Origin of the sequence: Pelatocladus sp. BLCC-F211, from assembly GCF_041928655.1 — a bacterium.
GTDB lineage: Bacteria > Cyanobacteriota > Cyanobacteriia > Cyanobacteriales > Nostocaceae > Pelatocladus.
Window position 1 is genome coordinate 80,816 of sequence record NZ_JBHFLM010000238.1, and the last position, 16,477, is coordinate 97,292.

Here is a 16,477-nt window from a genome sequence, read left to right on the forward strand (position 1 = left end):
CACTCTAATTCCTTCACAGCCACGACAATAGACAATAAATTCTAATATTTAGTCACCAAAATATGAATAAAACTGTAATAAACTGCAAAAGTTTTGGTAGGGTCGAAACTAACTATCATCCCGAAGAAATATCACCAAATGTAATATTTCTGGCAGTACCTATATTAATACCAAGATTGCGATCGCCAACAATCCCCACGCCATTATTAACTTGATTGCTGATACTACGAATTTTTTCTTGTGCTTCTGTTTTTACCTCATCCCATCCCTCGATGGGTAAACCTTTACCTCCGCGTAACAATGCAACGGGGAAATCTTCAGTTGCAAAGTCAAAGAAGGGGGTTTGTTCGGCTTTACATAATTGTTGTGCGGTTTCGGGAACGGTTTTCCCTAAATAATTCATTAAATGGGAAACCCGCACTACTTTATCTCCTGGTTGGTTGGCTGCACCTTGCAATGCTTCAAGGAGATGGTAGGTGTAAACGCTCATTTTGTCATCAGGACGAATATAAGATGATTGTTTTCCTGTGGAGGAGGTGAAAACTACTCGTCCTGTACCTTGTTTTAGTTCATTGATGATATTTTTGGGTAAAGCAGTTTGAGTAAAACCCTTGGGTAGGGTAGGACGATTATTTTTACCTGCATTATCCTTTGATGCTGCCATTCCTTGGGCGTGACAACTATCAATAATTACCAGTAATCTTTTAGCAGGTATTTGTTGTAGTGCAGCGTTGAATTTTGTCGCAGATAAAGCAGTATTGGGAATATCTACACGGTCAGTTTCGTGAGGGATGAGGTAGTAATCTCCAGATTCATCCAAGCAACCATGACCGGAATAATAAATAAATATAGTTGCTTCTGGATCATTTTCGGCTTGCTGTTTGAGCCAGTTTAAACCATCTAAAATATTTTCGCTGGTTGCTGTTGCATTACAGAGTAAACGTAGATGTTGGTCATTATCAATATAGCCGCATAAATTCTGGTCGGTGAGAAGAATTTTTAGGGCTTGAATATCTTTGAGTGTGACGGGTAAGGATAATTTCGGTTCTTCGCATTCGCCTACACCGATGAGTAGGGCGTAGTTGTGAGATAGGATGTTGGACATAGTATGGATGGGTGCAGGTTTATAGTATTTGCAGCTTTTCTGAATTGATTCAATTGCATCCCATTGTTCATTAATCTCTCTATCTGTATTCGCCCAATGCATATAGAGATATGGGAGTAATTTAGGATCATCTACTAATTTAGATGCTTTAATAGCTGCTTTATGAACATCAAAGTCATCGTACATCAAAGCTTGATAGATAAAAGAAAAGCTTAAGTTCTGGTAATCCTTATTTAAATAATCGATAATCATATTGCAAAGCTCAGAATTTTTATTCTGAGTAAGCCAATTAAATAAAAGCTCAGTTGCAAATTGATTACCTATTGATATCAAAGACTCAATGGCAGCCTTGCAAACATCCTGATTATTATTATCCAAATGTTTTTGAAGTGCTATCACCACATTATCATTTTGAAAAGAAGATAGTTCTTTGATTGCAGCTATCAGAACCTCCTGGTTTTCGTCATTGAGTACCTGGATTAAAGCAGCTATTACTTGAGAATCACCAAGTTTACTTAATGCTCTTATTGCTTCTTTACGCACTTGATAATTTTTATCGTGCAAAGCTTGATGGATAGCAGAGACTACATCTTCATTTTGATTATTATAATATCCTAATCCCCAAACAGCTTCTACACGAACTTCGTAATTTTCATCTTCTAAATATTGAATTAGTATAAGAATTATTACATAAGCATTAAAATCTTTGAATGACTTAGCATTTCTGAATGAATGCACAGCTTTTATGCGAACTTGCTCATTTTCATCATTAATAGCTTGAAATATGACATTCATCAATTCATCACTCTTCACCTCTAGTAATCCTTCAATAGCTGCCTTACGTAAATTTGGGTTATCGTGATGGAACAGTTGTAATAAAGCAGCAGCTAATACATCATCCTCTAATATGTTCAATTTCCATAACTGAAAGGCAGATAAAGCATGAATTAATTCTTGCTGACTTTGTAAAAAATGTTGGAGAACTATAATCGCACTGGTACTACCAATTTTCTGTAATTCAAGAGCAGCATCTCTACAAAGACACCATTCTTCTTGATAAAGTAAATCTAATTCATGGTTAGATAAAACTTGAGGCAAAATTTGACTTGTATGTTCAATTATTTGAGACAGGATAGGAACTATATATTCAGAATCAAATTTTATGATAGCCTCAAAAGCACTTCTACGAACTGCAAAATTATTGTCATGTAATGCTTTTTCTAGTGTAGGAATCACTTCAGTAACATCAAAATTTGTTAGAGCTTTGATAACTTCTATACGAACCTCAGAGTCATCATTGTTTAGTGCTTGGCTTAAAGTCGAAATTACTTCTTGATTATCGAATGTCGCTAACGCTCTAACGGCTTCTATACGAACCTCAGAGTCATCATCATTTAGCACTTGGCTTAAAATCGAAATTACCTCTTGATTATTGAATATCGCTAACGCTCTAACGGCTTCTATACGAACCTCAGAGTCATCATCATTTAGCACTTGGCTTAAAATTGAGATTACCTCTTGATTATTGAATGTCGCTAACGTTTTAACGGCTTCTATGCGAACCTCAGAATTATTATTATTGTTGATTACTTTAATTAAAGCAGCAATTATTTTCTTGCTATCCCTGATTGCTGCATAAAAATTAGCCATGTATTGCTCAAAATTTCTCTCACCAATTTTAAATTTTCTAAAGTCTGAAATAACATTTGTTGCAACTGAATAATTTTTATGAGTTATAACATTACAGAATGCATCAATAAGCATTTCAATATCAAGACTAGCAATCTGCCAGAATTCCAACGTAGCTAAACAATGAAATAAGTCTTCTTCATCATTCAATAAGTCATGATAGATATTTGCTGATGTTATATTATCGATATCTTCCAAGAGTTTAAATGCTTTTCCTATAAGTTCATTTTCAATATTTGTAATAAAATTAAAATTTTCATCCTGTAAAAGTAAACGTAGTGAGGAGATAGTGTCTTGAATAAAATAATATAGTACAGGGACTATATCCTCACCACCTATTTTTTCTAAAGAATCTAAAGCAAGTTTGCGAATTTTAGAATCTTCACTTCGTAGTAGTTGTCCCAGTCTTGCAATTACATCTTTATTATTAAATTTACCTAATGTTTTTATAGCTTCTTGGCGAACTTCATCACTTTCATCGTTTGTCGCTTGAATTAGTAAAGGTACTATATTTTCATTATTGATTTTATCTAAAGATTTCAAAGTTTTTTTGAAAGTTCTAGGATACCTATCTTGGAAATTTTTTTCTTTAAAAGCAGATATCACTTTTTCTGTAGAAAAAGAATCTAACAATGAAACCACTCCGCAACGTATATCTGAAGAATCGCTCTTCAATTGTTTATTTAGAACATCAATTATTACAAGAATTAGATTGACATCTAAATTATTGATTAGTTCTTTTATGTCTTGACTCCATCTAAACAGACAATCTGCATAGAATATATATAAGTGTCTAAGACATCTGTAAACGACAGCATAGTTGTCATATGATAAAAGGATATTTATAAGAATATTACAGTAGGATATAATATTTATAGTTGTTCTTTGTTTTTGGAGTAAGTAAAGTGCTGTTATTTCTTTAAATAGTAAATATTGAGAATTTAATAATTGATTTAAAGCACTAATTATATAACTACTATCAATATTTATTAGTGCAAAATATGCATGATTCAATAAATCATATTTCTCATACAAATTATAATGTTTATCGTGTAAAACTTGGTATAGTCCTGAACTAATTTTTTGTATTTTTTCTTCTATTTTTTGAGATAAAATAGGAATAACCGCATCAGTACCAATTTTCCTTAATGCTGTAATTACCATATGCTGAAGTGAGTCATATTCATATTGAAAAGCTCTATATAAATAAGGAATTGCATAATCAGAGCCTATTTCCCCAAGAAGGACTATTTTATTGAGTAGAGGAATTTTATTTTGGAGAATGATAAAAATAACCGGTTGTTGTTGAAATTGCTGTTTTACTATTTTTACTAATCTTGCACCCAACTTCCAATCAATTTCTAAAGCTAACCTTACTAATCTTATTACCTGAGATTCATCTTCAAGCAAACCTGACATTAACGCTATAGGTTCCGTCCATTTCAAATAATTCAAATAATCCCATTGCAACTCATCATCACTCAGCTTTCCTACTTCCTGCAAAAACCTTTCGGCGGCGTAATATTCTTGAATTAATTGATGGCTAAACTCGATTTTATTTTCTGCCCCTAATTGGATCAGGTGATGCTTGAGTAAATCATCTAGCCAAGCGATCGCACAATCTGCGGCACAATTAACTTTACCTTCCAGAAATTCCGTGAATATTTCCTCGGCTTGCTGTCGGGATATAGCAACCAAAAATTCCGTCGATGTAGAGACGTTACATGTAACGTCTCTACAATTTGGGTTTCCTCCCATCATTACCCAGGCTAAATGCTGCAACAACCGCTTCCACCAACGACGAGATTCTTGAGAAATGGGGACATCTTGCTTAAGTTGATGGTCATAAATTTCTGTGAAGCTGCGAAAGACTGAACCTAAATTCGGCGGTAAATTATTCTGGTTGCTGGCAAACACCGAACAAAGCATGATTAACAGTAGAGGTGTTTCGCCAAACTTCCGCAAGCGATCGCCTAACTGCTTCAACATTTGTTCTCCCACCTCTGGGAGATACCCCCGCACGAAATCCCGCATCTGGGTTTCCGTCAGGGGTTGCATTTCCAATTTTTTGCTGATTTCTAAATCACCACCTACCCCCAAATCCCGCGTTGTAAAAATCATCGGGGTGGTTTTCTGAAAATCTTGGCGAAATTTCTGTAAATCTCGTCTGGCTTGAGATGATGGTAATTCGTTTACACCGTCGAGTAGCAGTAAAAATTGTCCCTGTCGCAGCAGTATTTTTACGGCTTCACCATCGATTGCTAAACTGGGGTCATGACGATGGAGAAAGTCTTTGATGAGGTCGATAATTGAGGTTTGATAGTAGCGGAGTTCTACTAAGATTGGTATTTTACGTAAAAATAAAATACCAGCTAGACAATCTGTATCAAGCAGAAGAATCCAAAATTTGATTGGTACATTATTAAACCGCCAATTCCTAGATGTCTGCTTTGTCTCCCCTTCTCCCTCATCTATCAAAAATTGCGCTTCTTCCAACAGCAACCGCGCCAAAGCAGTCGATTTTCCCGAACCTGGACGACCAATTAAAAGCACATGTTCCGGTGCATATTTCCGCAAGCCTTCCAGAACATTTAAAATTTCCCTTTTTTCCCTTGCTTCTGGTAATAGTTCCTTCTCTGGTTTAACTGCTTCTGGTTTAAGTGCGATCGCCTGTAAATCTAACAATAAGGATTTTCTCACCTGGCTGTCATGGTTTTTACCCACAACATCTGTGAGAGTGTAAACTTCCCACCACTGAGCGTAAGTAGCACAAACTGATTGTAGATATGGCTTCCAGTCAAGCACTTCCGCTCCTTGCACATTAGAAGAAGGACTTAAAAATTACTATAACGTTGCCAGTATATATTTAGCAGAAAAGTAGTACAAGTGTGTTGTTCAGTTTCGGTTTTTATCCTCATTGAGAAAAACAGGGGAGGGACTGCGTTGCGAAGGTTTCTTAGAAACCCGAACAAGCTTTCTCAGCAACTAAATATCCTCCGAAGCGAGAAATACGGATACTACCACTGCTTGCTCCACCACCGACACGCCACGAGAAGAACTCCATCGCCTGCAAGCAACGCAAAGGAACAGTAGGAAAAAGGTAGGGAAATTTAACGCAATCAGTGTTTTCAACCCTACCACATCCTTACCAAATCCCTTGTGTAAGATATACGTCTAAAGCGATACAACAAAAAATCACTATTGATATATTCCTTTGGCTGTTGCTGCTTGATAACTTGGAACCAACGCCAACAGAAAAAATTGACCTAAGTATAAATGGGCAGACTAAATAAAGATGCTTATCCCGAAGTTACGCTGACACTCGACTTTGGGGGAAGCGGCACAAAGGGAATTGTACAAATTAAAGGTGGCAAGCCAGCAGCTTTTTGGATGGAGCCTGCTGTGATCGAGGCTCCTCGTGCTTCCCTCACTTTCCATACCCGCAACTTGGGCAACGCCTATCCAGAGAACACCACTTGGGTGGGAGTGGGTGAAGACTATCGGGCAGTAGGATATTTGGCACGAACTACATACAGCGCCACACCAAGACTAAAGCCGCGAAAATACGAACTGGCAGTGTATAAAACGCTAGCGGCTGTGTGGGTGATCAAGCAGAAATTTAAGTTACCTGACTCCTTCTATTTATCTCTGGCACTGCTATTACCACCAGGAGAATTTGAAGATTCAGCGTTACTAAAACCGATGTTAAAGGATGCTCTGGCTGAATTTGACACACCGACGGGTATTGCGATCGCTAACTTGGTTGGTTACGAGTGTTTTCCAGAGGGCGGTGGTATCTATGCTATGTACTGCAAAAATACAGGTGAGGCAATCAAACGTAAAGTCCTCGCCTTGGTCATGGTGGGATATCGCAACGCTTCGGTTTTGATATCCCGACGCGGCATTTTAGACAGGGGCAAAACAGCTAACCTGGGCATGGCGAGAATGGTTGATTTGGTGATAGAGCGTACATCAGGATTAGAGAGTGAGCAGCTAATTAGAGCGATGATTGCTGCTGGTGACGATCCAAAACCCCAGCACTTTCACAACCTTTCCAGTGGAAGCGACATTCGCTCTGGCGAGATCGAGAAAATTATCTCTGCGGTGTGTGACTCCAGGACAGAGTACGTCATTGCCCTTAGCAACTGGCTCAAAGAATCACTACCGCCCAGAAATGAATTAGACGAAGCGATTATCTGTGGTGGTACAGCTGACTACTTGCGTCAAGAACTGGATACCGTGTTTCCAGCAACTCCAATTATCTGGCACGGTGGCGTAGAGATTCCGCCGACTCTGAACGAGCAGTCCTTGGGAAACCGCCTAGCTGATGTGTGGGCATTATCTGTATACCACGGAGCCAAGGTGAGGATGAGTGCCAGATTTCAGGAAACGGAGGCGATCGCATCAAATGGGTGAAAGAAAAAAAGATTTTGTTTGGCGCTACCAGCCAAATCTGAGTTCGGACAAAGCAAAGATGCTGACTTATATTCAGAACCGGGATTTGCACCCATCCCAAGATAAAACAGCGATGATCATGGCTGCCCTTACAGCCTACTACATGCCCCTGGCACTGCATAGTCAGGGCAGTGGCTCTCGTGAAAGTTTGGAATTGATACTTTTAGATTCAGCTACTGCTTTTGTCAATCAACTCAAATACGCTTGTACGGCACTAAATGTAGATCCAGCACGTGTGGGCAATGTATTGTGCAGTGCCTTTCAAATACCACTATTTTTCCAAAGCGCTAAAGCCGAGTCAAGTAATGCCGATAGCGCACTGGAATTAGACAATTTAAATGATTTTGACCTCAATACATGGAATTTGGCAGGAATTACCACAGATAGCGAAACTTTTAATTAGGAGATGCCCCTAAATATGGCAAGGATACATTTAATCGATGGTGAAAAAGGTGGGGTTGGCAAGTCGCTGTTTACTCGCGTCATGGTGCAGTATGCAATTGACAAAAAATTGGAACATGCTTTGGTTGATGCAGATATGACCAACCAAGATGTCAAGCGCTTCTACAACTATGCTGTTGATGCCGAGTTTAGCGAAGCTGTTAATAAGGGAGACAGGGCTGACATAATTTTTGAATTAGCAAGGAATAAACCCGTTATTGTTAACCTTCCTGCTAACGTATTTCCCCTAGTAAATAACTGGATTAAAAAGGGAAGATTGCTAGAAGTTGCTGACAAGTATGGCGTAGATATTTGCAAGTGGTTTGTCTGCGATGGGGGTTTTGAATCCATCGACTTGTTTTATCAATCGATGAATTTACACAAAGATAAAATGCTCCACGTTTTCGTGAGAAATCTTGGTAAAACAGATGATTGGAGTTTTTTAGAGGATGATGCTACTTATCAAGATTTGCAAGCAAAGTACAAAAATATACTACAAATAATTGACTTTCCTTTGCTATATCCAGGAGACAGGTACTTCATCGACTCAAAAAAATTCCGGTTTGATGCTCCCGACATTGAGGAAACTATGCCTATAATGTCACAGCAGCGATTATCCACTTTTTTAGAAGACTCCCACTGTGCGATCGAGAATACTCAGCTGTGGGCAAAAGACCAGCAACCGAAAAAGAAAGATGCTGTAAAACTCCAAGCTGGTGTAGGTGGATAGCGCCATGTCCTACGAATTTCACACCTTATATTCTACAGATACCGCTTTTAACTGCGATGTCACAAAAAGTAGTGAAGATAAATACATGGGACGGCTGTACATCCTTGCTACCGAAGACCCAGAACTACTGAAATTAGGAATTGAGAAAGAGTGGTTCCTCGCTCATGAATCAGGAGATTTCTTTATCTGTGGTCATATTAATATTGAGGGACAATGGAGTTTGTCATCCTACAAAAGTTTAGAACCCAGTTTGGCATACACTACCCAAAGTGAAATTCTTGACTGTGTATTTAGCCCAGAATATGTGAGTGCAATTTTGCAGTTGCGTCATGACCAAGCTTTAAATTTGTCTGAGTCTGTTATATTCAAAAGTGAAAGTTTTGGTGATGACAATAACTTTTCGGATGGAAGTCAACCTGCGAAAATTAACACAAGTTTATTGCAAGAATTTAGTACAAGTATTCCTAACTTGGATGTATTGAAGGATTTGCTATTGCGCTCCTCCCCAGAGGAATTACAAGAAGCTAACCTACAACAAAACGAAACTACATCTTTTGAGGAAGTAGAATCAGCCATTCCTATCGTGCCTTTAGAGGTTTTAATTTCTGTTAGGGAGGAAACAACAAACTTAGAAAAAACCGAAGTATTGGAAATTCAAGAAGCCCTAATTGACAGAATTATTGACGAATATTCAGAAGATATAAGTGAGTTTATCCTACCACCTTTTGGGAAGGTAACAATTCACGTTGAAGAGGATTATTTTGTCTTGTGTTCTTCTGAAGACGGACACACCATCCTCTCTGCGACTTTAGATGGTTCTGTATTAGATGAATTGAAAGATACCGACGCGCTCAAATTTACTGATGTTTTGCACTCCTCGGAAGTAGAGGTGTCTAAATACTTTGAAAATTCCCTTGAAAAACAAATTGAGACAATTGTGACTGTAGAAACTCACAACACCGCAGTTGAACAGCAAAAAGGAATTGATTATGGTGCGTAGTTTGCGGCAAGCCAAAAATGAAAGCTTTCTTTATCGCATACTTGAAGGTAAAGACGCTGATTTTCAAAGGCGGGTGTTAGCGATCGCAGTTGAACATGGACTTTCGACAAATGACCCTTTATTTTTGGTTATGCTAGCAACCGGGCAACTTCAGGTTTTACTAGAGGATAAGCCGTCGGAGTTGGAACGCCTATTCCAACGTTGGTCTGAGGCAATTCATGATCACTTGGAGGTGGCGAAGCGCACCGCAACCGCTGGTCAAGAAGTGGAAATCCGCAGGATGGTAGACCGACTGATTGCTCATTGCGAATCGAAAGAGCGAAGTCGTCTGAGGGTTATGCTACCAGCTATGGGGTTGCTAGTAGTGGCGATTGGGTTTGGTATTTTGGCAGGATTGTCTGTTCCAGTGTGGTTGGCTGGTGGGTACACGCCAGGAAAACCCAGGTTGCTGACAGTTGCTGAGGCAGAAACTTTACGCTGGGCAAAAAGTCCTCAAGGCAAGCTGGCGCGGAACATCGTTACCTGGAACTCAGAAAGCCTGATTAACCTTCATTGCACCAAAATTCCTGGTCAGCGATCGCTAGTTGCCAAGGAACGGGGTCAAAGGGCGGTATCTGAATATTGTTTGTTGCGAGTGAAGACACCTTAGTTTATGTAGCTGATTGCAAATTACGCAGTGACACCCCCATCACATACAAGTAACCTGTGAGAGTGAGAACAGACGCGATCGCTAAGTGTACAATTTTGATACACAAGACCATATTATAGTACAAATATTCTATATACTAAAGGTTAAATAAGCTCTGAGAGTGTTTGCATGAGTTCAACTTGAGCAGAAAATAATAGTAGATTATCGAATCTTGAAGATTGGTAGCGTAGTTTTTTTGAAGTATGCGACCATGATCTGTAAATTTAGGTGTAGTCAAAGCTCTGCGAAAGCCAGTCCCCAAGCTGAATCTTTCCCCTTTTTTCGCACCTACTTGACAAATGTGCAATTCTCTTAACCTGTCACGGGTGTTGCAAGAGCGTCTCCGACAGGAGAAGATTGGATGGTCTTCAATACTATGTTGAGCTAATAGCCGCTTCCTGCTCTCTAGAGCGATTCTCGGTCGAATACAACACAATCGAGGGTGGGGAAAGTCCGTCCATGCAGGCTTTGCAATTTAAAGCCATACTTCACTGTTTTGAAAACCCCCATCTCTTCTTCAAACAAAAAACACTATGGTTCTAGCATCTGCTGTAGGTGAGGCTGTCATTGCAGCCAATCTGAAATCATTTCTGTTGGTACTTTCTGTATCTTTGAGCGTAGCAACGCTGCCACAAATCTTTAGCTGGTTTCGTCAGATTCCCTATACTTTACTGCTAGTAATCGTGGGGTTGGGATTAGCTCTAGTAGATGTGCGACTTGTTAATCTATCTCCGGAGTTAATTCTTTCAATTTTTTTACCACCCCTACTATTTGAAGCCGCCTGGAATTTGAAGTGGACGGAGTTGAAGCGGGATTTAGTGCCGATTTGCCTTTATGCAGTGCTTGGGGTGGTGATTTCAATTGCAGGCATCGCCCTGGGTTTACATCAACTAACGGGAATTTCACTGACAACAGCCCTTTTAATTGGGGCAAGCCTGTCTGCAACTGACCCGGTTTCTGTGACTGCTTTGTTTCGGGAATTAGGCGTACCCAAGCGTCTGAGTACCTTAATGGAAGGAGAGAGTCTGTTTAATGATGGGATGGCGGTTGTTGCCTTTGGCTTTTTGGTGGCGCTACCTTTGGGAAATACCCAATTAGGACTGCAACCAATTTTGATGCAACTTTTTTCGGTAGTTGGCATCGGCGTTGCAGTCGGTGGTTTGATTGGGTTTGGTATTTCCTACCTGACGCAGCGCTTTGATTTACCACTGGTGGAACAGTCTTTGACTTTGGTTTCAGCTTACGGGACTTACATCATCACTGAAGAATTAGGCGGCTCTGGAGTAATTGGAGTTGTCACCACAGGTTTAATTTTAGGCAACTTTGGCTCTCGCATTGGCATGAATCCCCGCACGCGGATTATTGTCAGTGAGTTTTGGGAGTTTTTGGCTTTCTTTGTTAATTCTATTGTCTTCTTGCTGATTGGTGACCAGATTCGTTTTCATACCTTGCAAGCAAATTTAGGAATTATTGCAGTCACAATTATCGGGATGATATTAACACGGGCGATCGCAATTTATCTTTTGGGTGGTTTAAGTAACTGGTTGGTTAAATCTGACATCCCTCTGGGCGACCAAACTATTCTCTGGTGGGGCGGACTGCGCGGTTCGGTTTCCATTGCATTGGCATTGAGCGTACCAGCGATTCTGCCAGGACAGGAAGAAATTATTGCTACTGTGTTTGGAGTAGTTTTGTTTACACTCCTAGTCCAGGGTTTGACAGTCAAGCCGTTGCTAGAAAAATTACAGCTTTTGGGCAACCAGCCCCTCCGTCAGCAATATTCGGAAGCCGTAGCTCGTCAAGTGGCACTGAATCGGGTACTGCAACATTTACAACAAACTGAAAAACGCCCCGGTATTGATCCAGAATTTTACCGTTACCAGGAAACACTAATTCGCGGAGAAATTAGCCGTCTACAAGCAGAAATCGCCCAATTGCAAGACGAATATCCAGATTTATGCAACTTTATGGCTGAACAACTGCGTACAGAACTACTAGCCATTGAAGCAGATGCCTATGCAGAATTTGTCAGGGCTGGTTGGTTGAACAAGGAACTGGCTCCCTTACTACAGCAGGTTTCTGATTCCGAAGCATAATCAATAAAGCTGGTTAAGTAGGGAGGCACAATTATTTGTAAGATGCGATAGCCTCTTCACAAAACCTCAAACCCTTTAATTGCATGCATGGGTTATGCTACGTTAACTCATCTTAGGTTTAATTCAACCCACCTACTTAATCGATTTTTACAATGTCTCCAGATAACCAATGATTGACTTATCAAGCATGATATGATATTCAACCTCAAGGCATTCTCGCTTGGACTTTGAAAAACGGCAATTGTTAGCCAGAAATCGAATTTTGGTAAACATTCCGTCTGCTGGATAGAAGTTGCCCTATCATCAACTTTTGAGGAAGATTATGGTTAAGTTTCGCCAGACAAATACTCCAAAATTTAATTGGGTGAATCGGTTTCGGAATTGGCTGACTATTAACCTGGGCATTTCTCAAACCCGTAAGCAAGAAATTTACCACGACTTACTTGTCTCTGTAACCCTACAAGATGCGAGCTATTGGCTACAGGTAATATTCGCAGCAGGAATTGCTACCTTGGGGCTAGTACTGAATAGTTCCGCAGTAATTATCGGAGCAATGTTAATTTCTCCCTTGATGGGGACGATTCTGGCTACTGGGCTAGCATTTGCGGCAGGGGACTTAATTTTAGCAGTGCGGGCGGTACTGAATCTGACCTTAAGTTGTTTAGTAGCGATTATTTTTGCTGTTATTTTAGTGGGTATTTTGCCCTTTAAGGAGCTAACTTCAGAAATTGCTGCTCGGACTAGTCCAAATGTTCTAGACCTAGTAATTGCTCTATTTTCCGGTGCGTTGGGTTCAATTGCTACCTGCAAAGAACCCAAAGGGGTTGTCACCTCCATACCTGGAGTCTCGATTGCAGTTGCACTAATGCCACCTTTATGCGTTGTTGGTTATGGCATTGGTATAGCAGCTAGCTTGAACTTAAAAGATGGGTTACAGATTGCTAGTGGCGGGGGGTTACTGTTTTTAACGAACCTGATAGCTATCACCCTCATGGCAATGATTGTATTTTTATTGCTACATATTGACACGCCACCAGTGCGGGAACAGGTGCGAGAATGGCATCAACAAGATATTGAAAGCAATTGGTTCCAGTCGTTTATCGAACGCTCACCAATTTCTAATCGTTTGAAAGTTATCGGTAGTCTTCCCAGCCGTTTTATCATGATTTTATTTCCAGTATTAGTTCTTCTCATACCTCTGAATCAATCTTTAACTAAACTGCGACAAGAAATTAGCCAGAAGCAAGAAAATAACCAGATTCTTAAAGTCAGTACAGAAATTTGGCGGCAGAAATTTGCCAATTTTACTGATGGTACACCCCGTTCTGACATTAGCAAACTTTTTACTCAAGAGCAAAATGACAAACTTTTAATTCAGATCCGAGTGTTTACTAGTAAGTTATACACTACCGATGAGAAAAATGAATTTACTCAATTAGTTGCATCTCGTTTAAATAAAAATCCTGATGCAGTCCAATTGCAACTAGTTGAAATTCCTACAGCGTCTAAAGATATCATTGCCCAATTAGCAGAAACAGATAAAAAAGACTTACCACCTGAGGAAAAACCACAGCCTACGATAGCAGAATATCAAACTGCTTTTTTACAAAGTACGCAAGCTGCTTTGCAGAATTTCCAACTTCCCCCGCCAGCCCAATTATTACGTTATGAGGTGATAATCACAAATAGCACAATAGAACCGCTAAGTCTGAATATGGTTTATCTTAGCCAACGTGAGATGAGTACTGATGCGAAAAATTTACTGGTTGATGATATCAGAAACAGACTCAATTTCCCAAATGCCAATGTGAAGTTTGAAAGAATACCTGTTAACCAAGGAAGCATTACATTTGCACCAGATAGCGCAGAACTGCCATCTGCTAGTACCCAGTTACTCGCTCGGATTGGGAGAATCCTACAATTACAGCCAAATTTGCAAATAGAAATCACTGCCGATCAGTCAAATAAAGAACCGAATAGTGTCGTCGGAAAAAGAATTGAACTTATTCAAAACTACCTAAATTCTCAATGGAAAGTTGCGGCTAATCAAATTAGTATATCTCCCGAAAAAACGGAATCTAGCCGCAATATAGAACTGAGAATGAAAGTAGTTGAAAAACCTAAAATCAATATCCTAAAACCTTAATCTAATATCTATCAAATTTAATTTGAATTAATTCAAGCCTCTGGAAATATGCTTGTATTTATACAAATACATTGTTAGCATTTAATCAGATGTATCCGATAATTTCAACTCTTTCTACTTGAATTTGAATCAAAGAGCCGATAATCTTCAATACTCCTATAGGTAACTTGTGATGTTTGAAAAAGTTTTAATCTGCACAGATTTTTCTGATGGTTTGCATCGTTTGGCGCATTTTGCTTCCAGCCTAGCGGTTGGAGGAATAAAGCAAATTGTTTTTTTGCATACTGTTCCCCTATGGGAAAAAGGCATTATTCCGCGCGTCGATAGTGAGAAAGTAGAACAGGCTCAAACCCTGTTGACAGAGGCAGTTGGCAAAAATCCTACAAATGTAACAGTCAAAATAGAAGTGCAATCAGGTAAGCCAGTTGAAACAATTCTCAAGATTGCCCAAAGCTATCAATCGGAATTAATTGTCCTGGGTTCTCAAAGTCATTCGTTACTCACCGATAAGCTTATGGGTAGTACAATGGCTGAATTGTCTAGCCGATCGCCTATTCCTTTACTGGTGCTGCGTCCGCAGTTAATCTCTGCTTATACTGCTGAAGAATTAACCCTCCGGTGTCAGCATTTGTTTCGTTCTTTGCTACTTCCCTACGATGGTAGCGAAGTTGCTAATTATCTGATGCAAAAGGTAAAGCAGCAGGCTGAAAAACAGTCTGGTCGGTTTTTAGAACAATGCGTGCTTTGCTGGATTGTCAAAGATTTGAACGATTCCCAAGCTAGAGAAACTTTATCTCAGGTTCAAGCTGATTTAGAAACGGCAAATTTACAAGTTGAGATAGACATCCGCCAAGGACAGCCAGTTGTGGAATTGTTAGAGGCAGCTAAAATGATTGACATTAGTGCGATCGCTGTGTCTTCAGGAACTATAGGTACATTCCGGGAGTGGCTTGTTTCCAGTTTTGCAGGTGAAATATTAAGCCGTAGCTGGCATCCTGTGTTATTTTTCCCACCCCAACGTTAGGAAAGTCAAATGGTTAATTCAACTGTTCAAGTCTTGGCGCGTGTTGTGGCACTCTCTGGCAAAGAAGATGCAGTCGGATCGCTGCTACTGCAACTTGTTGAGCCAACCCGTCAAGAAGAAGGCTGTATCCGCTACGAATTGCTACAGAACCATGCAGAACCAACGGAATTTATTTTTACAGAGGAATGGGAGAATGAGGTAGCCTTGATGGCACATTTAGACTCTATCCATCTTCAGGAAATTTTTCTAGAGGTAGGAAAATTGCTAGCTGCACCGCCAGTGATTCACCGCTATCAGTTGTTGGCTTAGGGACTTCCAAAGTGTGATTCGTTGATGACCGAACGCTTGATCGCTAATAACTATCCAAAAGTCTCTCTGAAGCGATCGCACTGATGCTCCTGCCTTGGATTTGGATATAGTGTTCATCCTGTGTCGTTTTTATCTTTAACACAATCCCATTAGGAGTCTGGAAGATTTCGGGGGATGAAGTCCAACTTCCGATTTGAAAATTCTGATGGGACTTTTCCATCTGCCCTGGTCCACAACTAAAGGTGGCGATCACTGTTTGGGTTCCTTGATTATCTAGATAGATTTTGAGTCCCGTGTCTAGTTCGCCTGCATAAGCCATAATGAATCCTTGTAAAATACATTTATTACATCTTTAAACTCTTTAAATATATGATATCTAACTCATTCAGTGCTTTGGTTTTCGTAATAATTTTTAGCTATTTACTTAACATCTCTTATCCTCCATAAAACTTCGGTATCGCTCTATTAATTACTAAAATCGGTATTTGTTGGTAAGAATATCTGGATTTATTGTGACGCTTTCAAATTATTTTCAATTCTACATAGTTACCGGGGACTCCACATAAATATTAGGCTCTTGCATAACAAATTCAATTCCAAATGATTTTAATTTTTTGGAAACTTTTTCATTCGCCAATTCTAGTAATCGCTTCCCTGAAGGGGCGACGAAATAGACTCAAAAGCTTTGTATGTAAGGCGTGTAACATTTTGTGATAGAAAAAGATAGGTCTAGTTTTGTCAATAAGACCTATCTATTGATAATGTTACCAGAATTTTACCAAAACCACTTAAAA

The 16,477-nt window shown here is 39.7% G+C and carries 11 protein-coding genes; 9 read left to right on the top strand and 2 right to left on the bottom strand.

The genetic code is table 11. The annotated features are described in order from the left end of the window. Positions 1-115: 115 nt before the first annotated feature. Complete coding sequence (locus tag ACE1AT_RS28525; protein WP_374874516.1) at positions 116-5,599, bottom strand: HEAT repeat domain-containing protein; 5,484 nt, start codon at positions 5,597-5,599, stop codon at positions 116-118. 471 nt (positions 5,600-6,070) lie between these two features. On the opposite strand from ACE1AT_RS28525, the gene ACE1AT_RS28530 reads away from it, so the two are divergent. From ACE1AT_RS28530 to ACE1AT_RS28570, 9 genes are all read left to right on the top strand, one after another. Then, positions 6,071-7,210, top strand: coding sequence for a hypothetical protein (locus ACE1AT_RS28530; protein ID WP_374874517.1), 1,140 nt, complete (start codon positions 6,071-6,073; stop codon positions 7,208-7,210). After that, the gene (locus ACE1AT_RS28535) at positions 7,203-7,652 is read left to right on the top strand and encodes a hypothetical protein (protein WP_374874518.1); all 450 of its coding nucleotides are present in this window, start codon (positions 7,203-7,205) and stop codon (positions 7,650-7,652) included. The genes ACE1AT_RS28530 and ACE1AT_RS28535 overlap by 8 nt, the downstream gene beginning before the upstream one ends. A gap of 15 nt (positions 7,653-7,667) precedes the next feature. Further along, positions 7,668-8,420 carry a mobilization protein MobD-like protein gene (locus ACE1AT_RS28540; protein ID WP_374874519.1) on the top strand — a complete coding sequence of 251 codons (753 nt, stop codon included), beginning with the start codon at positions 7,668-7,670 and terminating at the stop codon, positions 8,418-8,420. 4 nt (positions 8,421-8,424) lie between these two features. Then, positions 8,425-9,420, top strand: a complete 996-nt coding sequence (locus ACE1AT_RS28545; RefSeq protein ID WP_374874520.1) for a hypothetical protein — start codon at positions 8,425-8,427, stop codon at positions 9,418-9,420. Next, positions 9,410-10,069, top strand: coding sequence for a DUF6753 family protein (locus tag ACE1AT_RS28550; RefSeq protein ID WP_374874521.1), 660 nt, complete (start codon positions 9,410-9,412; stop codon positions 10,067-10,069). Before ACE1AT_RS28545 ends, ACE1AT_RS28550 begins: the two co-directional genes overlap by 11 nt. A 572-nt stretch (positions 10,070-10,641) precedes the next feature. Next, positions 10,642-12,204: a Na+/H+ antiporter gene (locus ACE1AT_RS28555; protein ID WP_374874522.1), complete on the top strand. Its 1,563-nt coding sequence runs from the start codon at positions 10,642-10,644 to the stop codon at positions 12,202-12,204. Between the two features lie 322 nt (positions 12,205-12,526). Beyond that, positions 12,527-14,350 carry a DUF389 domain-containing protein gene (locus ACE1AT_RS28560; RefSeq protein ID WP_374874523.1) on the top strand — a complete coding sequence of 608 codons (1,824 nt, stop codon included), beginning with the start codon at positions 12,527-12,529 and terminating at the stop codon, positions 14,348-14,350. Between the two features lie 172 nt (positions 14,351-14,522). Continuing rightward, entirely contained in the window at positions 14,523-15,374 is an 852-nt protein-coding gene (locus ACE1AT_RS28565; protein ID WP_374874524.1) for a universal stress protein, read from the top strand. A gap of 9 nt (positions 15,375-15,383) precedes the next feature. Further along, the gene (locus ACE1AT_RS28570; protein ID WP_374874525.1) at positions 15,384-15,683 is read left to right on the top strand and encodes a putative quinol monooxygenase; all 300 of its coding nucleotides are present in this window, start codon (positions 15,384-15,386) and stop codon (positions 15,681-15,683) included. 43 nt (positions 15,684-15,726) lie between these two features. On the opposite strand, the gene ACE1AT_RS28575 is transcribed toward ACE1AT_RS28570, so the two are convergent. Beyond that, positions 15,727-16,002, bottom strand: coding sequence for a hypothetical protein (locus tag ACE1AT_RS28575; RefSeq protein WP_374874526.1), 276 nt, complete (start codon positions 16,000-16,002; stop codon positions 15,727-15,729). Between the last annotated feature and the right edge of the window lie 475 nt (positions 16,003-16,477).